Source organism: Streptomyces sp. NPDC104831 (assembly GCF_055583025.1).
The window spans coordinates 24,379-43,667 of sequence record NZ_JBVJOT010000036.1 but is presented as its reverse complement, the minus strand read 5'-3'; the positions used below and the strand labels follow the sequence as shown (position 1 = coordinate 43,667).

The following is a 19,289-nucleotide window of genomic DNA, read 5'->3' as shown; positions in this document are numbered from 1 at the left end:
GAAGAACGAGCGAGCCGTGGGTCGGTCACCGCGGGGCGGCCGGTTCAGGCCTCCGGCTCGACCAGGGCGCGCGCGTAGCCGGCCATCGACCGCTGGTAGCGCGGCAGATGCGGGGCGAGCGCGCCGAGCACGAGGGACAGCCCCTCGCGATCACGGCCGAGGCCGGACAGGCACAGGGCGAGGGTCGCCCGCACCGCGTCGTCCAACTCGTCGGACGGTGCGTCCAGTTCGGGGGTGAGTAGCTCGACGCCCTCCTCCGGGTGACCGGTGTTCCGCAGCGAGCTGGACAGCTGGATCTTCGCCCGGCGGCCCCGGTAGCCGGTGAGGCCGCGGGCCAGCGCCTCGCGGTACAGCGGCACCGCCTTGTCGGAGTGCCCGGTCGAGTCCCAGGCGCACGCCCGCTCGAAGGGGCCGAGCGGGCTGTCGCCGGGCAGCTCGGCGACGAGGGCGTCGATCAGCGCGCGGAACTCGTGCGCGCGCTCCTGCGGCCAGTCGTCGAACGTGGCCCAGGCGGCGGTCACGCGGTCTTCCCAGTCTTGGCTCACCCCGCCACCTTCGCACGCGCGTGCCCGCCCGGTCACCGGGATTTGAGCGTCCCGGGCCCGGGAGCCGTATCCGAGGGGGCCGGGGCCCGCCCGGCACACCGGGACCGGAGGAACGGATGAGGGTGACGCGATGGGCGCCCGTCGTGGCGGTGCTGCTGGCGCTGGCGGGCTGCGGGCCGGACGGGGACACCGCCGCGGTGCCGCCCACCGCGGCCGGCAGCCTGGAGCACCTGGCGGCCGAGGTGCGGTGCGCGCCGGACGTGCAGACCGACGCCGACGAGATCCGCCAGGCCGTCTGCCGCACCGGAAGGGGGCGGTTCGTCCTGGCCACGTTCGCCACCGACCGGGGCCAGCGCGAGTGGATCGACGACGCGAAGGACTACGGCGGCCACTACCTGGTCGGCCGCAAGTGGGTGGCCGTCGGCGACGACGGGGTGGTCAGGGCGCTGCGCGGCACGCTGGGCGGCGAACTGGAGGCGGGCGCCGGGCATCACGCGCACGGCGGCTGACGCGGCCTCGGGCAGGGTGGAGGCCGGTGACGGTGGGGGGCGTCACCGGCCTCCTGTCAGCTGCCCGTGCGGGGGGTCACGCGCAGTCCTGGCCTCGGTTGAGGCAGTCGGCGATCCTGCCGGCCAGCCCGTTCCGGGTGACGCTGATGAAGTCGTCGTGGTCCGTGGCCGGCTTGTGCAGCTGCTCGGGGAAGCCGTCCACCGCGTAGGCGTTCCGCACCCGGCCGTTGCGGATCACCGGCGGGGTGACGGCGTAGACGAGCCGCATGGTCAGCTGGGGGATCGCGGTGAACCCGCTCGGGCAGACGCCGCCGGCCGGGTCGGCGAAGGCCACGTGCGCGCGGTGGTTGGCGCTGTCAGTGTTCCGCCCGTCCCAGCAGCTCTGGAAGGCGAACGAACGCACCACCTTGCTGCCGCGCGGGCAGATCGGGTACTGCTCGGTGAGCTGCACCCTGTCCTCGAAACCGGTGCAGCTCCAGTGCGCGTTGGCGTTGGCGAGGCCGTTGGTGGTGGTCTTGGCGTCACCGGTGATGACGCGCAGGAACCGCGGCATCGCGACGACCTTGGCCGCGGGGCTGCCCACGTACTTGATCTCGGCCTTAACCGGGGTCAGGATCCGGCCGACGTTGCCCTCCTTGCCGCCGCCGTCGGCGTTCTGGTCGAAGTCCCGGGTGCCGTCCTGGACGCGGACCACCGGCCAGTAGTAGGAGGACAGGTCGTCGCGGTTGCGGCAGCTGGTGCCGCCCCGCAGGAAGGTCTGGTTGCCGGCGAAGGCGTCGACCTTCTGGTTGCCGACGTAGTCGTGCAGGTGGTGCGCGCCGTTGGTGACGCCGGGCGCCACGATCACGTTGTCGGTGTTGTGGTTCTTGTTGGCGTTCACCCCGCAGCGGGTGGTGAACGTGCCGGTCGAGGCGTTGCCGGTCCGGCGGGGCCGGCCCTGGACGTTCGGTGCGACCTTGGTGATGTCGACGAAGTCGGCCGCGACGGGTCCGTTGCCGGCCTGCCCGCCGGTGCCGCCTTGCTGCCGGCCGCCCCCGTCCTGCCGCCCGCCGTCCGCGGTGGTCCGGTCGGCGCCGCGGGTCGTGCAGGGGGCGAGCCGCTTCAGCGCGTCGTCGAAGGAGCCGCCGGCCCGCTGGACACCGGTCCGGATCCGGTCGATCGCCGCCGCCCGCTTCTCGCCCAGCGGGCCGGTGATCGCGTTCCGCACGAAGCCGGGGTCCTTCGCCTGCGCGTCGCGGGTGGCGGCGAGCCGGGCGTACGCCTCGGTGATCTGCCGGTCCAGGGCGGCCAGTTCCCTCGCCACGCCCTGCCGGGCCGCGTCCGGCACGTTCGTCAGCCGCTGGCCGACGTCCGGGCAGGAGACGGTCGCCACCTGCGCGGTCGCCGCCCCGGTCCGGTCGGCTCCCCAGGTCCGGTGGTCCGGCTCGTGCGCCGAGGCGTGGAAGTTCGCCCACAGCAACCCGCCCCCACCGAGCGCTAGGGCCGCCGCTGCGGCCATGGCCTTGGCGGCCGGCGGCGTACGGCGTTTTCGTGTGTTGCGTCCCATGGAACTCCTCTGACTTCCTTGCGGGGCGGCATCGAGGCGCCCGACAGGAGTGAAGCGGCGCCCTCCCATACGGACGCCGCCCCGAAGGTGTTCACCGGTCCCGCGAATCGACCGCCGGATCAGGGGAGTTCGCGGCTCACCGGTCCTGGTCCAGATAGGCGAGCACCGCCAGGACCCGCCGGTTGTCGTCGTCGGAGACCTCCAGGCCGAGCTTGGCGAAGATGTTGGAGGTGTGCTTGGCGATCGCCCGTTCCGTCACCACCAGGTGGGCCGCGATGCCCGCGTTGGAGCGGCCCTGGGCCATCAGCTCCAGCACCTCCCGCTCGCGCGGGGTGAGCCGGGCGAGCGGCCGGTCGGCGGCCGACCGCCGGGTCAGCAACTGCTGGATCACCTGCGGATCCATGGCCGTACCGCCCGCCGCCACCCGTCGTACGGCGTCCACGAACTGCGCCGCGTCGAACACCCGGTCCTTGAGCAGATATCCGATCCCGCCGTCGCCGTCGGCGAGCAGCTCGCGCGCGTACAGCTGTTCCACGTGCTGGGAGAGCACCAGCACCGGCAGCCCGGGCCGGGCCCGGCGGGCGGCGAGCGCGCACTGCAGGCCCTCGTCGGTGTGCGTGGGCGGCAGCCGTACGTCCACCACGGCCACGTCCGGCGCCGACTTCGCCAGCGCCTCGGCGAGTTCCGGGCCGGACCCGACGGCCGCGGCGATCTCGAAGCCATGGGCCTCCAGCATCCGCACCAGCCCGTCGCGCAGCAGGAAGAGGTCCTCGGCTAGGACAACACGCACGGGATCTCCATGGTCACCTTGGTGGGACCGCCCGCGGGGCTGCTGACGGCCAGGACTCCGTCGAATGTACCGAGCCGGCGCTCGATGCCTGCGAGCCCCGAGCCGGCCCCGGCCAGCGCCCCGCCCCGGCCGTTGTCGGTGACCGTGAGCCGCAGCCGGCCGTCGGTGTGGTGCACGTCGATCCAGATCCGGTCGGCCCCGGAGTGCTTGACGGCGTTGGTGAGGACCTCGTTGACCGCGAAGTAGGCGGCCGACTCCACCGGTGCCTCCGCCCGGCCGGACAGCTCCACGGTCACCTCGGCCGGCAGCGGCAGCCGCAGCGCCGACGCCCGTACCGCGTCGCCGAGGCCGCGCTCGGCGAGGACCGGCGGATGGATGCCGCGCACCAGGTCGCGCAGCTCCTCCAGGGCCTCGGCGGAGTTCCGGCGGGCCTGCGCGATCAGCTTCTTCGCCGCCGCCGGGTCCTTCTCGACCAGCGTCTCGACGGTCCCGAGGTCCATGCCCATGGCCACCAGCCGGGCCTGCGCGCCGTCGTGCAGGTCCCGTTCGATCCGGCGCAGTTCGGCGGCCGAGGTGTCCACCGCGTCCCGCCGGGTCTCGGTCAGCACCCGCACCCGCTCGGTGAGCTCGCCCCGGCCGCCGCCGAGGACGGCCCGGGTGAGCCGGAAGTGCCGGACGAGCAGCGGCGGGGTGAAGCGGTGGGCGGCCACCAGCAGCACGGCGGCGAGGGCGCCGGCGAGCAGGGCGGTCGCCTGCCCGGTGACCGGAACGAACGCGTACCAGTAGGTGTCGCCCGGCTCCCGCACGAACGCCCGCCACAGCCCGGCCGCCACCAGGAGTCCCTGGAGGGGGAAGAACAGCAGCACGGCCGGGAGCAGCGCGGTGACCGTGCCCGCGGTCATGTCGGCCGGCAGCCAGCGCACGTCCCGCCAGGTCTGCGGGTCCCGGAGCACGGTGACCGCGCGCGTCCACGGGCCCGCCCCCGGCGGAACGGGCCGGTAGGCCACCGGGATCACCACCCCGCCCCACTCGGCGGCCAGAGCGCGCCGCGTCCCGGCGTACCTGCGCACCGCGCCGAGCACCGGGGGCACCAGGAACAGGCCGGGGCCGAGCGGGAGGAGGACGACGGACAGGACGGTGAGGACGAAGCACAGCACCGTCACCGGCGGCATCACCAGGGCCAGCACCAGGCCCCGTACGGCGGCCAGCACCGCCTGCCGGGTGCGGGCGCGGAAGTCGTCCCGCTCAGCATCCGTGTTCATGGCGCCAGTCTGGCTGACCCGGCCGGTCCGGTCACGGGGCGGAGCCCCACGTCAGGGGGTGGTGTCAGGTACACCCCCGGCCAGGCCCAGCACCTTCGCCTCCACCCGGGGGTGCAGCCCCGGGCGGGCGCGGTCCGGCCGCTGCGGCCCGGTGCCGCCGAGCCCGCTCAGCCAGTGCCAGGTGTCCGCGACCGTCTCCTGCACCGGCCGGCACACCAGCCCGGTCGCCACCGCCCGGGACACGTCCGCGCGGTGCACCGCGTCGTAGGTCTCGCCGCCCGGCGGCACCCAGATCGGCAGCTCGGTCCACGGCTCGATCCCGGCGGCCAGGATCGCCTCCGGATCGGTCCAGCGCAGTTCCGCGTCCGCGCCCGTCGCGCGCACACAGGCCGCGAGCAGCTCGCCCATGGTGGTGTGACCGGGCGGGCCCACCAGGTTGTACGGTCCGCCGAGCCCGCGTTCCAGCGCGCCGAGCAGCCAGCCGGCGAGGTCGCGGACGTCGATGTACTGCAGGGGCAGCCCGCGCGGGCCGGGGGCCAGGACCGGGCCGCCGCGCGCGATCCGGGTCAGCCACCAGGGCAGCCGGCCCACGTTCTCGTGCGGGCCGAGGATCAGCCCGGCCCGCACCAGCAGCGCGTCCGCCGCGCCGAAGGCGCCGACGGCGGCCAGTTCGCCACCGCGCTTGTCCGCCGCGTAGTCCCGCGCCCCGGCGTCGGCGGCGCCGTCGACCAGCGGGGCGTCCTCCGCGGCGCCGGGCGGCCAGGGCCAGGCGTACACCGACCGGCTGGAGACGTACGCGTACCGCCCGGCCCGGCCGCGCAGCAGCCGGGCCGCCTCGTGCACGGCGCGCGGGGCGGCCGACCAGGTGTCCACCACGGCGTCCCAGTCGCCGCCCGCCCCGGCGGCGGTGAGCGCGGCGAGGCCGCCGGGCGCGGTGCGGTCCCCGTGCAACGACCGCACTCCGGGCGGGGGCTGATGCCGCCCCCGGTGGAAGACGGTCACCTCCCAGCCGCGGCCGAGCGCGGCCGTCGCCACCGCGCGCCCCACGAACTCCGTACCGCCCAGCACCAGAAGTCTCATGCCGGTGATCCTGCCCGGTCCGGGTCCGTGGGGCGCGGGTCTCTGCCGAGGGCAGAAGGGTCAGCGGGCGGTCGGCGGGGTGTACTTGTAGCCGACCCGGCGCACGGTCTGGATGGCCTGGCGGTGCCCGTCGCCCAGCTTGCGGCGCAGCCGGGCGATGTGCACGTCCACGGTGCGGCCGTCGCCGACGTGGCCGTAGCCCCACACCGTGGTGACCAGCTGGTCGCGGGTGTGCACCCGGTGCGGATGCGCCACCAGGTGGGCCAGCAGCTCGAACTCCAGGTAGGTCAGGTCGAGTTCGCGGCCGTCGACGCTGGCGGTGCGCCGCACCGGGTCGATGCGCACCAGCGGCTCGCCGCCGGGCTCCGCCTCGGCGCGCGCGGCCTGGGGCTCCGGCTGGTCGGGGACGGCGACCGGCAGGAACGGGGGCCGCTGGTCGGCCGGGACCAGCACCAGGTAGCCGACCATCGGCGGCTGGCCCGGCAGGGTGGGCAGGGTGTGCTGCGGCGCGGGCAGCCAGGTCGCGCCCGGCGGCAGGAAGTCCGCGACGTCCACCACCTCGTCCCGGTCGACGGCGCGCAGCCGGTGCCGGGTGCCGTGCGGGGCGGGGGCGGGGGTGGGCAGGGTGGCGGTGGAGAGGGAACGGGTGGTCGCCATGAGAGGTCAGCTCTTTCGCGCGAGGAGGTCGTCGGGAGGTGCGGCGGCCCCGATTCGTGGTCGGGCGTCACCGGCGGACGTACGTCGTTTCGCGCTGGCCGAAGGCCGGGGGTACGGCTTTAGAGGGCCCGCGCGTTCATCGCGGGGCGACACACACGGTCGAAGTCGTGGTGCTGACGGGAAGGCCAGAACGGCTGGAGGTCATAGCGACCCGTCGCGGTGATCTGCTGGATGCTGGCCATGCGCCCATTGAAGCAGAGCCGCGCGGCGGGCAGGAGACTCCTCTCACTGCTTGGACGCTTCCTTGGTGGGAAATTGACGCGGAAACACCGCGTGCACCCGATTTTCCGCGCTGGTCAGCGGGTTGGTGACGGGCCGGGGGCGACCGGGGCGCCGTCTCACTCCTCGGACAGCGGCGCCGGGCCGAGCCGTACGCGTGCGCCGGCGTCCCGGCGGTCGGCCCGCTCCGTGGCGGCGCCGGGCACGCGGCGGGGGGCGCCCGCCGTGATGGGCGGGCGCCCCCCGGGTGGCGCGGGACGGATCAGACCTGGCCGGCCTTCTCCAGCGCGGCGCAGCAGGTGTCCACCAGCAGGCGGGTCACCACGTACGGGTCGACGTTGGCGTTCGGGCGCCGGTCCTCGATGTAGCCCTTGCCGTCCTTCTCGACCTGCCACGGGATGCGCACCGAGGCACCCCGGTCGGAGACGCCGTAGGAGAACTCGTCCCAGGGGGCGGTCTCGTGCAGGCCGGTCAGGCGCTCGTCGATGCCGGCGCCGTAGTTCTTCACGTGGTCCAGGGGCTTGGAGCCCTCGCCGAGCGACTCGCAGGCGGTGATGATGGCGTCGTAGCCCTCGCGCATGGCCCTGGTGGAGAAGTTGGTGTGCGCGCCCGCGCCGTTCCAGTCGCCCTTGACCGGCTTGGGGTCCAGGGTCGCGGAGACGCCGAAGTCCTCGGCGGTGCGGTAGAGCAGCCAGCGGGCCACCCACAGCTGGTCGGAGACCTCCAGCGGGGCCAGCGGGCCGACCTGGAACTCCCACTGGCCGGGCATGACCTCGGCGTTGATGCCGGAGATGCCGAGGCCCGCCTTCAGGCAGTTGTCGAGGTGGGCCTCGACGACGTCCCGGCCGAAGATCTCGTCGGCGCCGACACCGCAGTAGTAGCCGCCCTGCGGGGCCGGGAAGCCGCCCTCGGGGAAGCCGAGCGGGCGGGCGCCGTCGAAGAAGGTGTACTCCTGCTCGATGCCGAAGATGGGCTCCTGCGCGGCGTACCGCTCGGCCGCCTCGGCCAGCGCGGCCCGGGTGTTGGACGGGTGCGGGGTCAGGTCGGTGTCCAGCACCTCGCACAGCACCAGTATGTCGTCGCCGCCGCGGATCGGGTCCGGGCAGGTGAAGACCGGCCTGAGCACGCAGTCCGAGGAGTTGCCCGCGGCCTGGTTGGTGGAGGAGCCGTCGAAGCCCCACAGCGGCAGCGCGTCGAGACCGGCCGGGGCACCCGTGATGACCTTCGTCTTGGAACGGAGCTTGGCCGTCGGCGCGGTGCCGTCGATCCAGATGTACTCAGCCTTGAAGGTCACGGGGCCACATCCTTCGGGGGTGGGTCGGGCGCACCCGCCTCGACGGATGCTGCGGCGCTGCGGCACCGGTGCGCCGCTCGAACTGCGGGCAGCCTGTCAACAGGCCGTTTCCCGGCCATTGCCCGAATGTGAACCCCGTGTTACCTGGTGTTCGTGTGCCGAGGCTCACGTGGTGGGACGGCGCGGCCCCGGCCGCCCGGGTTGCGTACGACCGCGGGCCGCCGTGCGCGGCATCCGGGCGGGGCCGCTCGTCCCCCGGCGGCCCCGGCGCGCGGCGGGGTCAGCGCCTGTTGCGGGCGAGCGCCTCGCGTACGGCCTCGTCGCTGCGGGCCACCAGCGCCGTCCCGTCGTCCGCGGTGATGATCGGCCGCTGGATGAGCTTGGGGTGCCCGGCGAGCGCGGCGATCCAGCGGTCCCGGGCGCCGGCGTCGCGCGGCCACTCCTTGAGCCCCAGTTCCCGGGCCGCCGCCTCCTGGGTGCGCGTGATGTCCCACGGTTCGAGGCCGAGCCGGTCCAGTACGGCCCTGATCTCGTCCTCGCCCGGCACGTCCTCCAGGTACCGCCGCACGGTGTACTCGGCCCCCTCGGCGTCGAGCAGGGTGAGCGCGCCACGGCACTTCGAGCAGGCGGGATTGATCCAGATCTCCATGGGCGACACGGTACGCGCCACCCGCTCTGTTCGAATTTCCGGCGCCCCGGCAGCCTCATCCCCACCGCCTGTGACAGGGCGCCAATTTCCTGCGTGAGCAGGGAATTCGCTCGCTGCCGCAGCCGGTCGATTGTCAGTGGCCGCCGGTAGAATTGAAGCAGTGTTCGAGACCGGGCGCCGGGCCGCCGGCGACCGGTCTGACCGCGACAGGAGGATGCCCGTGCCCGCTGCCGCCCTCAAGCCGAAGCCGTTGCCGACCCAGTCCACCGTCCAGCACCCCGTGCTGTTCGACTCGCCCTACGCGCCGGAGGCGAAGCGACCGCTGCCGGCCGGACGGCCGCGCGAGTGGTACGTCACCCACAACCGGCGCCTGAAGGCCATGCGCCTCGCCATAGCCCTGCTCGACTCCGGGGTCTATCTGCCGGACCAGGCCCGGAACGAGACGATCCGCGGCACCGCCGAGCGGATCGGGATGCGGCCGCCCTCCGACACCACGTGCCACATGGTGCGGACGCTGATGCGCTACTCGCGGTGAGCTGGGTGCCGGGTGCCCCCGCGCCGGCGCGAGGGCACCCGGCACCGTCAGCGGCGGGGCGCCTCCGGGCGTCCGTCCCACTCCGCCAGCAGTCGCCGCACGAACTCCCGCCGGTCCCGGTCGTGGTCGCGGAACCACAGGCCGAGGATGTGCTCGGCGTCCGGGAGGTCGAGGCGGGAGAACCGGGAGCGCTCCGACAGCGCCTCCTGCACGGCCTCCGTGACCGCCCCCGGGATGACCGTGTCGCGGCCCGGCACCGCCAGCACCGCCCGGCCCGCGTACGCGCGCAGCACCTCCAGCGCGGGGGAGCCGCGCCACGCGTCCGGCGTGCGGATCAGCTCCGAGAAGCGGCTGTCGCCGTTGCCGAACGGCACGTCCCAGGCCTCCGGCCCGTAGACGGCGGGCGCGCACAGGCCCACGGCCGCGACCCGGCGCCCGTAGTGCCGCACGAGGTCCGCGGCCGTCTGCCCGCTCATGCTGAAACCCACCACGATCAGCGGGTCCTCCGCCGGCGCGTGCGCGTCGAGCACCGCCACCGCCTGCTCGTACCGGCGGCGCAGGCTCGACTCCGCGAGCGCGCCCGTGCTGTCGCCGTGCCCGGAGAAGTCGAAGGCGAGGGCGCGGCAGCCCTGGCCGGCGAAGTCCGCGAGGAACGGCAGCAGCCGCTCCTTGCTGCCGTTGCCCGCGCCGTGCAGCAGCACCGCCGTGGCCCGCCCGGCCGGACCGGCGCCCGCGACGCTGAGCCGTTCACCGTCGAAGGCGTGGGTGAAGGTGGAGAGTTGGTCCATGCGGGCCATTCACTCACGGCGCCCTCCCGCGCCCGCGAGAACCCCCGGGAAACGCTGCGGGGCGCGCGGAAAACGGGATGCGCCGCTGATCGCGCCCTCCCTACGCTGTACGTACGGAGACGAAACAGACACGCTCCGCTTCCCCCGACTCACCCCACGGAGGTCCGTCATGCGTGGCATCCTCGCGACCGGGACCGTGGTCCTGGTGATCCTCGGATTCGGGAACCACCTCTGGTGGCTCGCCGCGGTGGCGCTGCTGTACCTGTACGCGACGCACGGACGCGGCTCCCCCGGCGCGGCCCCGCCCGCGCCCGCCCCCGGCGCCCCGCCCGGCGACTACCGGGCGTACCGGGAGCGCCGGGACCGCCAGGCCCGCTGGGAGCGCCGCTACCGCCGCGAGCGGCCCTTCGAGGCCCGCCGGCAGGAGCGGGAGAGGACGCGGTGACCCGGCGGGGGGCCGCCGCCGGCCGTCACAGGCCGGGGGCGCCCCACACCGGGAACCAGCGGCCCGGGTCCGGCTCGATCGGCAGATCGCCGTCGAGGGCGGCCTTCAGCCGCAGTTCCAGCGCGGCGTCCCGCCGCTCGGCCGCACCGGGCAGCGGGGCGAACGGGTAGAAGGTGCCGCGCTTGTAGAGGTACACGAGCGCCACCCGCCGCCCGGTGCCGTCGGTGAAGGAGACGAGCGAACACAGCAGCTGCGGGCCGAAGCCGGCCGACTCCAGCGAGCTGTTCACCGCGTGCAGATCGGCCACGAGCTGCGGCAGCTGGCCGGGGGAGCGCCGCGAGACCAGCCAGGAATAGCCGTAGCCGTCCCGCAGCGGCTCCACCGGCGGGCCGGTGCGGTCGCTGTCCGCGTCCAGCAGCGCCCGCACCTCCGCGCAGATCCGCGCGAAGGCCGCGCCCTCCACCGTGGCGAAGCACACCGCCCCGCTCCCGGCCGGCGTGAAACCGGCCGCCGCCTCCAGCGTCACCGCCGCCGACGGCAGTGCGAACAGCCGGTCGAGATCGGGCACGACCGGCCGGGTACGGCCCAGCAGGACGTCCAGCAACCGCACGGTCGGCCTCCTCCCTCCGCGGCCCCGGCCCGGCCGGACCGGGCTTGCCGGGTCACCCCGCCCTGCCCGGCGTGGCCGCCTCGCCCAGCTCCACCGAGATCCGGCCCAGCTGGTCCAGCCGCTGCCGCAGGGTGGGGTGGGTGGACAGGAAGCGCTCGATGCCGGGCTCCCGGCCGGTCGCCGGGGTGAAGTAGAACGCGTTGAACGCCTGGGCCGTCCGCAGGTCCTCCGTCGGGATGCGCGCGATCTCCCCGGAGACCTTGGTGAGCGCCGCCGCCAGCGCCGAGGGCCGCCCCGTCAGCAGCGCCGCCGCGCGGTCGGCCGCCAGCTCCCGGTACCGGGACAGCGCCCGGATCAGCAGGAAGCTGAGCGCGTACACGGCCGCCGAGACGCCCAGGACGGCGGCGAAGACGACGGCCGTGTTCTGGTCCCGGCGGCCCCCGCCGAAGATCTGCGAGTAGAAGGCGAACCGGACGACCAGGCCCGCGACCACCCCGAGGAAGGACGCCACCGTGATCACGGCGACGTCCTTGTGCGCGACGTGCGACAGCTCGTGCGCGAGCACGCCCTCCAGCTCGTCGGGCTCCAGCCGGCGGAGCAGCCCGGTGGTCACGCAGACCACGGCGTGGTCCGCGCTGCGCCCGGTCGCGAACGCGTTCGGCATATCCATCCCGGACACGGCGACCACGGGCCTCGGCAGGTCCGCGATCGCGCACAGGCGGTCGACGACGGCGTGCAGCCCGGGATACTCCTCCCGGGTCACCGGACGGCCGCGCATCGCGAACAGGGCGATCCGGTCGGAGAACCAGAACTGGGCCACGAACAGCGCCCCGATCAGGACTGCGACCAGCACCCAGGACCTCAGCAGCACGATCAGCGCCGCGACGAAGCCCACGTACAGCAGACCGAGCAGGAACAGCGTCAGGCCCATGCGCACGGTCAGCCGCCGATCGCTGTGGAACCGGCTCCGCATCTCGCATCACCCCGCAGTCGGGCACTCACCCCCCGCCTGTCCAGTGTGCACCCGCCGCTCCCCGGAGGAGGGATCAGTAGGGGGAGCGCATCTGCGCGTACCCCAGCAGCACGATCACCGCGGCCACACACCCGAGCACCACGGCCGTCGACACCCACGACGACCGGCGCGGGCGCACCGGGTCCGGGTCCGCCCGGAAGGGCGCCGGCTCCGGCGGGTTCTCCTTCCAGCGGGCGGCGAGCATCCGGGCCCGGGCGGAGGGCTCCTTGTGCTCGGCCGAGTTCGCCCACGCGTGATCGAACTCGTGCTCCCAGTCGTCCAGTTCCGCCATCCCCGTACAACCTCTCTCGTCCGGCACTCCGGAGGCATGATCCTCCGACAATAGGAAGTCCGGGAAGCCGGAATGGTTGCACGGCCCGCGCACGGCCGAGGCCCCGGCGCTCGCGGGGAGCGCCGGGGCCTCGGCTGTGGTGCGCGGGTCGGTCACACGTCGAAGTACAGCTCGAACTCGTGCGGGTGCGGACGCAGCTGGAGCGGCGCGATCTCGTTCGTGCGCTTGAAGTCGATCCACGTCTCGATCAGGTCGGACGTGAACACGTCGCCCTGGAGGAGGAACTCGTGGTCGGCCTCCAGCGCGTCGAGGACGGCGTTCAGCGAGGTCGGGACCTGGGCGACGTTCGCGTGCTCCTCGGGAGCCAGCTCGTACAGGTCCTTGTCGATCGGCTCGGCCGGCTCGATCTTGTTCTTGATGCCGTCCAGGCCCGCGAGGAGCAGGGCCGAGAAGGCGAGGTAGGGGTTGCCGGAGGAGTCCGGCGCGCGGAACTCGACGCGCTTGGCCTTCGGGTTGGAGCCCGTGATCGGGATACGCATCGCGGCCGAGCGGTTGCGCTGCGAGTACACCAGGTTGATCGGCGCCTCGAAGCCCGGCACCAGGCGGTGGTAGGAGTTCACCGTCGGGTTGGTGAAGGCCAGCAGCGACGGGGCGTGCTTGAGGATGCCGCCGATGTAGTAGCGGGCCATGTCCGACAGGCCCGCGTAACCGGCCTCGTCGTAGAACAGCGGGTCGCCGTTGCTCCACAGCGACTGGTGCACGTGCATGCCCGAGCCGTTGTCACCGAAGATCGGCTTCGGCATGAAGGTCGCGGTCTTGCCGTTGCGCCAGGCCACGTTCTTCACGATGTACTTGAAGAGCTGGAGGTCGTCGGCGGCGGCCAGCAGCGTGTTGAACTTGTAGTTGATCTCCGCCTGGCCGGCGGTGCCCACCTCGTGGTGCTGGCGCTCGACCTTCAGGCCCTGCCTGTCCAGCTCCAGGGAGATCTCGGCGCGCAGGTCGGCGAAGTGGTCGACCGGCGGGACCGGGAAGTAGCCGCCCTTGTAGCGGACCTTGTAGCCGCGGTTGTTCTCCAGCGCGCCCGTGTTCCAGGCGCCGGCCTCGGAGTCGATGTGGTAGAACGACTCGTTCGCCGAGGTGGCGAAGCGCACGCTGTCGAAGACGTAGAACTCGGCCTCGGGGCCGAAGTACGCGGTGTCGGCGATGCCGGTCGACGCCAGGTACGCCTCCGCCTTCTTCGCCACGTTGCGCGGGTCACGGGAGTACTGCTCGCCCGTGATCGGGTCGTGGATGAAGAAGTTGATGTTGAGGGTCTTGTCCCGGCGGAACGGGTCGACACGGGCCGTGGACAGGTCGGCACGCAGAGCCATGTCGGACTCGTGGATGGCCTGGAAACCGCGGATCGACGATCCGTCGAAGGCCAGCTCCTCGTCCGGGTCGAACGCCTCGACGGGCACCGTGAAGTGCTGCATGACGCCCGGCAGGTCGCAGAAGCGGACGTCGACGAACCTGACGTCCTCGTCCGCGATGAACTTCTTGGCCTCGTCGGCGTTCTGGAACATCCAGCTCCTCCTACTCCCGACCGTCCTCGCCGGGGTGGTGATCGTTCGTGCGGCCAGTGCGGTGGCACACGGTGGTCTCGACCCTAGGGACGGGTGATTTCTCGGGCGTGACCCGTTTGTTTCGCAGAAGTTAACCAGCCACGTGTCCACCGTAGCCCCGCGCACCCCTGCGCGTAGTGTCCGAAACCGGACGCAGTACCGTGGACGGGTGGACAACAGGCAGGCAATCGGATCGTGGCTCTCCGGCCCGCGCGCGGCCATGGAAGATGCGGGTGCCGACTTCGGCTACCGGGGCGAGCAGCTCGGTCTGCCCGAGGACGGGCCGAACTCGATCGCACGGCCCGGACGGCGGCTCGGCGCGCTCGCCGTGGACTGGGCGCTGTGCGTCCTGATCGCATACGGCCTGATCACACACGGCAACGGAGCGGCCACGAGCAACTGGGCGCTGGGCGTCTTCTTCGTGCTGAGCGCGCTGACCGTCGGCACCGTCGGCAGCACCCCCGGCAAGCGGCTCTTCGGCATCCGGGTGGTGGCCCTGCGCACCGGCACGGTCAGCCCGGGGCGCGCCCTGCTGCGCACGGTCCTGCTGTGCCTCGCGATCCCCGCGCTGGTCTGGGACCGCGACGGCCGCGGCCTGCACGACCGCCTCGCCCAGACGGTCGAGGTCCGCATCTGACACGCGCCCGGCCCGGCCGCGGCGGGGAGGCCACCCGTGCCGCGCGGCGCGGGTGACCTCGGGCGTTTCGCCCGCTGGTCTCACCCCCGCCGCAGCACCGCCCCCAGCACCCGCCGCAGCTCCGCCTCCGGGTCCCCTGCGGCGCCCGTCGCGCGCCAGGCCACGAAGCCGTCCGGGCGGACCAGGACCGCGCCGTCGGCCGTCGTGCCGTGCAGGGACGCCCAGTCGGTGCCGCCGCCGGGCCCCTCCGCGTCGTACACGAGGTCGGCGTCCGGGCCGGCGCCGATCCGGTACGCCCGCAGGCGCACGCCGTCCGCGTCCGCGACGCGCCGCGCGGCGGACCACCAGGCCGCGCCCGCGGCGGAGGCGGCGTCGCAGAGCAGGACGAGCGAGCGTTCGTAGAGGTCGATGGTGGACAGCCGCCGGTCGGCCCGGCGCAGCCACAGGTGCGGGGCCCGGCTGCCGGGGTCCGCGGTCAGCCGCACCCCGTCGGGTACGACCGGCTGGGCCGGGTCGGCGTCCAGGACGGCGCCCTCCAGGTAGCGGTAGGCGAGGACCACCGGGAGGATGCCGCTGCGCGGGCCGCCGCCCACGCCCGGGGTCGGGGCGAAGCCGGGGTGGCTGTGCTCCACGGAGCGGGCCGAGGCGCGGGCGCTGGTGGCCAGGGCGACCGGCCGGCGCTCGGTGTCGTAGGTCTCCAGCAGGTCCGGCCCGGCCCAGCCGTCGAGCACGGCGGACAGCTTCCAGGCCAGGTTGTGCGCGTCCTGGATGCCGGTGTTGGAGCCGAACGCGCCCGTCGGCGACATCTCGTGGGCCGAGTCCCCGGCGAGCAGCACCCGGCCGGCCGTGTACCGCTCGGCGACCCGTTCCGCCGCGCGCCAGGACGCCTTCCCGGTGATCTCGACGTCGAGGTCGGGCACGCCGACGGCCAGCCGGATGTGCCGCTGGAGCCGTTCCTCGGTGAACTCCTCCAGCCGCTCGCCGTGCTCCGGGTGCCAGGGCGCGTGGAAGACCCAGTGCTCCTTGTTGTCGACGGGCAGCAGCGCGCCGTCGGCCTCCGGGTCGGTGAGGTAGCAGCAGATGAAGTGCCGGTCGCCGACGGCCTCGGCCAGCAGCTTGGACCGGAAGGTGACACTCACGTTGGCGAACAGGTCGCCGGGCCCGCTCTGCCCGATGCCGAGCCGGCGCCGCACCGGGCTGCGCGGGCCGTCGCAGGCCACCAGGTAGTCCGCGCGGACCGTGTACAGCTCGTCGCCGTCGCGGTCCCGGACGTACGCCGTCACTCCTTCGGGGTCCTGGGAGAAGGACTCCAGCTCGTGGTAGTAGCGCAGGTCGCCGCCGAGCGCCCGGGCCCCCTTCAGCAGCACCGGCTCCAGGTCGTTCTGGCTGCACAGGCACCACGTGGTGGGGCTGAACCTCGCGAGCCCGCCGCCCGGGTCGATGTGCCGGAACAGCCACTCCCCGGCGTCACCCGCAAGGGTGGGGGTCTGCAGGATGCCGTGGTTGTCCGCGAGCAGCGAGGCCGCCGCCTTGATGTCCGGCTCGATGCCGGCCACCCGGAACAGCTCCATCGTGCGCAGGTTGTTGCCGCGGCCACGCGGGTGGATCGAGGTCCCGGAATGCCGCTCGACGAGCATGTGCGGTACGCCGAGACGGCCCAGGAACAGGGAGAGGGACAGGCCCACCAGGGAGCCGCCCACGACGAGGACGGGCACCCGGTGATCGGCTTTCTGCTGCATCAGGGCTCCAGAGGCAGGGTTCGGGATGCGGGGCGCATTGGTGTTTGTGTGCCCTGTGGGACGGCTTTCGCGTGCTCAATCACCCGCGTGGTTCACGCGAGTCGCGCGACGCGGGGGAAGCGGCACAGGATCAAGAAGCGCTGACGTCGCGTCATTCGGCCGCCGGCGTTGCCTCTGCCCCCGTGAAGGAGATGTGCGCAGCATGACCACCTTGTCGGAAAAGCCCTCGGCCCCGTCGACGCGCCAGGTGTCGAAGCGGGTCTCCCAGTCGGTGTTCGACGGCTCCCGCCTGCGGGTCGTCCTCCTCGTGGACGTCCACGACGGCGCCCAGCAGCAGTTCCTGGAGGCCTACGAACAGCTGTGCAACCAGGTGGCACAGGTTCCCGGCCACGTCAGCGACCAGCTGTGCCAGTCCATCGAGAACCCCTCCCAATGGCTCATCACCAGCGAGTGGGAGAGCGCCCCGCCGTTCCTCACCTGGGTCAACAGCGAGGAGCACGTGCGGATGGTGGAGCCCCTGCACAGCTGCGTGCGGGACACCCGTTCGCTGCGCTTCCACGTCGTCCGCGAGACCGGGGGAGAGGCCGCCGCCGCCCCCGAGCGCCGCCGGCTCCAGTCCTCCCCCCGGATCGGCGACGGGGTGATCCGGCACGCGCTCACCTTCACGGTGCGGCCCGGCAGCGAGCAGGAGGTGAAGCGGATCCTGGCCGACTACGCCTCGCCCCGGGCCCGGGTCGACGAGACCACCCGGCTGTGCCGCACCTCCCTGTTCATGCACGGCAACCGGGTGGTGCGGGCCATCGAGGTGCGCGGCGACCTGCTCGCGGCGCTGCGCCACGTCGCCCGGCAGCCCGAGGTGCGGGCCGTGGAGGAGGCCATCAACCCCTATCTGGAGCAGGAGCGGGACCTGGACGACCAGGAGTCCGCGCGGGTCTTCTTCACCCGGGCGGCGCTGCCCGCCGTGCACCACGTCACCGCGGACGAGCTGACCGAGGGCGAGCGGCTGGCCCGCTACTACCCGGCCCGGCCGGGCCTCGGCATGCGGCTGGCGGAGCTGCTCGCCCAGCAGGACGAGGCGGCGGCGGACGACCCGGACGGCCCCGTCCTGCGCAGCACGGTCTTCCAGCGCGACGACGTCGTCGTGCGGCTGCTCGACGTACGCCCCGGCTCCGGGGCCCGCGCCGCCCTGCCGGAGCCCGGGGACCCGGCCGCGCTGGAGGCCCTGCTGGACGGCGAGCCCGTCGGCATGGACCTCGTCACCGACCGCCGTTCGCCCGACGCCTGACCCCCACGGGCCGGCCCAACCAACGGAGGAACACCGTGATCACACCCCTTCCGAAGATCGTGGACCTGAGCGAGATCGAGCCCAACACCCGGCGCGGCGGTGATCTGCGCGCCATGCTCACCCCCTCGACGGTGGGCGCCACCAGCGGCTTCATGGGCGTGGCCATCGTCCAGCCCGGTGACCGCATCGGCGAGCACTACCACCCCTACTCCGAGGAGTTCGTCTACGTCCTGTGCGGGCAGCTGGAGGTGGACCTGGACGGCGAACCGCACCCGCTGCGGCCCGAGCAGGGCCTGATGATCCCGATCAACATGCGCCACCGGTTCCGCAACGTCGGCAACGTGGAGGCGCGGCTCGTCTTCCACCTGGGCCCGCTCGCCCCGCGGCCGGCCCTCGGCCACGTCGACACCGAGGAGACGGCGCGGCCCGTGGCCGCCGTCGCCGAGCCCGCCGGCCGGGAACAGGTCCGCTCATGACCCGGCGCGTGGCGGTCACCGGCATAGGCGTCGTCGCTCCGGGCGGGATCGGCGTACCGGCGTTCTGGGACCTGCTGGCCGAAGGCCGTACCGCGACGCGGGGCATCACGTTCTTCGACCCGGCCGGGCTCAGGTCCCGGATCGCGGCCGAGTGCGACTTCGACCCGGCCGCGCACGGCCTGGACGCGGAGCAGGTCCAGGGGGCGGACCGGTACATACAGTTCGCCCTGGTCGCCGGCGAGGAGGCGGTGCGGGACTCCGGTCTCGACCTCGCCCGGGAGGACCCCTGGCGGGTCGGTGTCTCCCTGGGCACCGCCGTCGGCGGCACCACCCGCCTGGAGCACGACTACGTCCTGGTCAGCCACCGCGGGCAGCGCTGGGACGTCGACCACGCCGAGGCCGAACCGCAGCTGCACCGGGCGTTCTCCCCGAGCACCGTGGCCTCCGCCGTGGCGGAACGTTTCGGCGCACGGGGTCCGGTACAGACCGTCTCCACCGGCTGCACCTCCGGCCTGGACGCCGTCGGCTACGCCTTCCACACCGTCCAGGAGGGCCGCGCCGACATATGCGTCGCCGGGGCCTCGGACTCCCCCATATCCCCGATCACCATGGCCTGCTTCGACGCGATCAAGGCCACGAGCCCGAACAACGACGACCCGGCGCACGCCTCCCGGCCCTTCGACAACAACCGTGACGGCTTCGTCATGGGCGAGGGCGGCGCGGTGCTCGTCCTGGAGGAGCTGGAACACGCCCGGGCCCGCGGTGCCCATGTGTACTGCGAGTTCGGCGGCTACGCCACCTTCGGCAACGCCTACCACATGACCGGCCTGACCAAGGAGGGCCTGGAGATGGCGCGGGCCATCGAGACCGCTCTCGGGCAGGCGCGGCTGGACCCCACGGCGATCGACTACGTCAACGCGCACGGTTCCGGCACCCGGCAGAACGACCGCCACGAGACGGCGGCCGTGAAGCGGGCGCTCGGCCACCACGCCTACGACACCCCGATGAGCTCCATCAAATCCATGGTGGGGCACTCCCTCGGGGCGATCGGCGCCATCGAACTGGTCGCCTGTGTGCTGGCCCTCGCCAAGCAGGTCGTACCGCCGACCGCGAACTACGAGATCCCCGACCCGGAGTGCGACCTGGACTACGTCCCGCGTGTCGCCCGCGAACGGAAGCTGAACAGCGTGCTGTCCGTGGGCAGCGGGTTCGGCGGATTCCAGTCCGCGGTGATCCTGACCCGGCCGAGGGAGTGAGG

22 protein-coding genes are annotated in these 19,289 nt (G+C 73.5%); 7 read left to right on the top strand and 15 right to left on the bottom strand.

Translation table 11 applies throughout. The features are described from left to right. Positions 1 to 44: 44 nt before the first annotated feature. Positions 45 to 545 (bottom strand): tetratricopeptide repeat protein, encoded by a 501-nt coding sequence (locus tag ACZ63H_RS23895; protein WP_469868136.1) that lies wholly within the window; start codon positions 543 to 545, stop codon positions 45 to 47. Between the two features lie 116 nt (positions 546 to 661). On the opposite strand from ACZ63H_RS23895, the gene ACZ63H_RS23890 reads away from it, so the two are divergent. Next, positions 662 to 1,054: a hypothetical protein gene (locus ACZ63H_RS23890; RefSeq protein ID WP_469868134.1), complete on the top strand. Its 393-nt coding sequence runs from the start codon at positions 662 to 664 to the stop codon at positions 1,052 to 1,054. A gap of 76 nt (positions 1,055 to 1,130) precedes the next feature. On the opposite strand, the gene ACZ63H_RS23885 is transcribed toward ACZ63H_RS23890, so the two are convergent. The 8 genes from ACZ63H_RS23885 to ACZ63H_RS23850 all read right to left on the bottom strand — a co-directional run bounded on the left by ACZ63H_RS23885 (position 1,131) and on the right by ACZ63H_RS23850 (position 8,611). Continuing rightward, entirely contained in the window at positions 1,131 to 2,600 is a 1,470-nt protein-coding gene (locus ACZ63H_RS23885; protein WP_469868132.1) for a DUF1996 domain-containing protein, read from the bottom strand. A gap of 136 nt (positions 2,601 to 2,736) precedes the next feature. Further along, positions 2,737 to 3,390, bottom strand: a complete 654-nt coding sequence (locus ACZ63H_RS23880; protein WP_469868130.1) for a LuxR C-terminal-related transcriptional regulator — start codon at positions 3,388 to 3,390, stop codon at positions 2,737 to 2,739. Further along, complete coding sequence (locus ACZ63H_RS23875; RefSeq protein ID WP_469868128.1) at positions 3,375 to 4,652, bottom strand: sensor histidine kinase; 1,278 nt, start codon at positions 4,650 to 4,652, stop codon at positions 3,375 to 3,377. Before ACZ63H_RS23875 ends, ACZ63H_RS23880 begins: the two co-directional genes overlap by 16 nt. 51 nt (positions 4,653 to 4,703) lie before the next feature. Further along, positions 4,704 to 5,732 (bottom strand): NAD-dependent epimerase/dehydratase family protein, encoded by a 1,029-nt coding sequence (locus tag ACZ63H_RS23870; protein WP_469868126.1) that lies wholly within the window; start codon positions 5,730 to 5,732, stop codon positions 4,704 to 4,706. 60 nt (positions 5,733 to 5,792) lie between these two features. Beyond that, positions 5,793 to 6,389 (bottom strand): winged helix-turn-helix domain-containing protein, encoded by a 597-nt coding sequence (locus ACZ63H_RS23865; RefSeq protein ID WP_469868124.1) that lies wholly within the window; start codon positions 6,387 to 6,389, stop codon positions 5,793 to 5,795. Positions 6,390 to 6,508: 119 nt separating this feature from the next. After that, positions 6,509 to 6,631, bottom strand: coding sequence for a hypothetical protein (locus ACZ63H_RS23860; protein ID WP_267925127.1), 123 nt, complete (start codon positions 6,629 to 6,631; stop codon positions 6,509 to 6,511). A 299-nt stretch (positions 6,632 to 6,930) separates the two neighbouring features. Then, a complete protein-coding gene (gene glnII, locus ACZ63H_RS23855) occupies positions 6,931 to 7,962 on the bottom strand; it encodes a glutamine synthetase (protein ID WP_469868122.1) in 1,032 nt (343 codons plus the stop codon). A 280-nt stretch (positions 7,963 to 8,242) separates the two neighbouring features. Then, a complete protein-coding gene (locus ACZ63H_RS23850) occupies positions 8,243 to 8,611 on the bottom strand; it encodes an ArsC/Spx/MgsR family protein (RefSeq protein WP_469868120.1) in 369 nt (122 codons plus the stop codon). A gap of 220 nt (positions 8,612 to 8,831) precedes the next feature. Between ACZ63H_RS23850 and ACZ63H_RS23845 the strand changes: the two genes are divergently transcribed. Continuing rightward, the gene (locus ACZ63H_RS23845) at positions 8,832 to 9,146 is read left to right on the top strand and encodes a hypothetical protein (RefSeq protein ID WP_467940303.1); all 315 of its coding nucleotides are present in this window, start codon (positions 8,832 to 8,834) and stop codon (positions 9,144 to 9,146) included. 47 nt (positions 9,147 to 9,193) lie between these two features. Here the strand turns inward: ACZ63H_RS23845 and ACZ63H_RS23840 are convergent, their stop codons facing one another. Further along, positions 9,194 to 9,934, bottom strand: a complete 741-nt coding sequence (locus ACZ63H_RS23840) for an alpha/beta hydrolase (protein ID WP_469868118.1) — start codon at positions 9,932 to 9,934, stop codon at positions 9,194 to 9,196. 169 nt (positions 9,935 to 10,103) lie between these two features. Between ACZ63H_RS23840 and ACZ63H_RS23835 the strand changes: the two genes are divergently transcribed. Next, positions 10,104 to 10,379: a hypothetical protein gene (locus ACZ63H_RS23835; RefSeq protein WP_469868116.1), complete on the top strand. Its 276-nt coding sequence runs from the start codon at positions 10,104 to 10,106 to the stop codon at positions 10,377 to 10,379. Between the two features lie 25 nt (positions 10,380 to 10,404). On the opposite strand, the gene pspAB is transcribed toward ACZ63H_RS23835, so the two are convergent. The 4 genes from pspAB to glnA all read right to left on the bottom strand — a co-directional run bounded on the left by pspAB (position 10,405) and on the right by glnA (position 13,855). Next, entirely contained in the window at positions 10,405 to 10,989 is a 585-nt protein-coding gene (gene pspAB / locus ACZ63H_RS23830; RefSeq protein WP_469868114.1) for a PspA-associated protein PspAB, read from the bottom strand. 52 nt (positions 10,990 to 11,041) lie between these two features. Continuing rightward, on the bottom strand, positions 11,042 to 11,962 hold the full coding sequence (gene htpX / locus ACZ63H_RS23825; protein ID WP_469868112.1) for a zinc metalloprotease HtpX: 921 nt from the start codon (positions 11,960 to 11,962) through the stop codon (positions 11,042 to 11,044). A 73-nt stretch (positions 11,963 to 12,035) separates the two neighbouring features. Beyond that, positions 12,036 to 12,293, bottom strand: a complete 258-nt coding sequence (locus ACZ63H_RS23820; RefSeq protein ID WP_469868110.1) for an SCO2583/SCO2584 N-terminal domain-containing protein — start codon at positions 12,291 to 12,293, stop codon at positions 12,036 to 12,038. A gap of 152 nt (positions 12,294 to 12,445) precedes the next feature. After that, positions 12,446 to 13,855, bottom strand: coding sequence for a type I glutamate--ammonia ligase (gene glnA / locus ACZ63H_RS23815; protein WP_469868108.1), 1,410 nt, complete (start codon positions 13,853 to 13,855; stop codon positions 12,446 to 12,448). Between the two features lie 208 nt (positions 13,856 to 14,063). Between glnA and ACZ63H_RS23810 the strand changes: the two genes are divergently transcribed. Next, entirely contained in the window at positions 14,064 to 14,531 is a 468-nt protein-coding gene (locus ACZ63H_RS23810) for an RDD family protein (protein WP_469868106.1), read from the top strand. Between the two features lie 80 nt (positions 14,532 to 14,611). Here ACZ63H_RS23810 and ACZ63H_RS23805 read toward each other — a convergent pair whose 3' ends face one another. Beyond that, positions 14,612 to 16,270 (bottom strand): FAD-dependent oxidoreductase, encoded by a 1,659-nt coding sequence (locus ACZ63H_RS23805; RefSeq protein WP_469868104.1) that lies wholly within the window; start codon positions 16,268 to 16,270, stop codon positions 14,612 to 14,614. Between the two features lie 202 nt (positions 16,271 to 16,472). Here ACZ63H_RS23805 and ACZ63H_RS23800 point away from each other — a divergent pair, with 202 nt between their 5' ends. Genes ACZ63H_RS23800 through ACZ63H_RS23790 form a run of 3 tightly spaced genes read left to right on the top strand, consistent with a single transcriptional unit; the run spans position 16,473 to position 19,287 of the window. Beyond that, positions 16,473 to 17,555, top strand: a complete 1,083-nt coding sequence (locus ACZ63H_RS23800; protein ID WP_469868102.1) for a SchA/CurD-like domain-containing protein — start codon at positions 16,473 to 16,475, stop codon at positions 17,553 to 17,555. A 35-nt stretch (positions 17,556 to 17,590) separates the two neighbouring features. Continuing rightward, complete coding sequence (locus tag ACZ63H_RS23795) at positions 17,591 to 18,031, top strand: cupin domain-containing protein (RefSeq protein WP_469868100.1); 441 nt, start codon at positions 17,591 to 17,593, stop codon at positions 18,029 to 18,031. Continuing rightward, entirely contained in the window at positions 18,028 to 19,287 is a 1,260-nt protein-coding gene (locus tag ACZ63H_RS23790) for a beta-ketoacyl-[acyl-carrier-protein] synthase family protein (protein WP_469868098.1), read from the top strand. The genes ACZ63H_RS23795 and ACZ63H_RS23790 overlap by 4 nt, the downstream gene beginning before the upstream one ends. Positions 19,288 to 19,289: the final 2 nt, after the last annotated feature.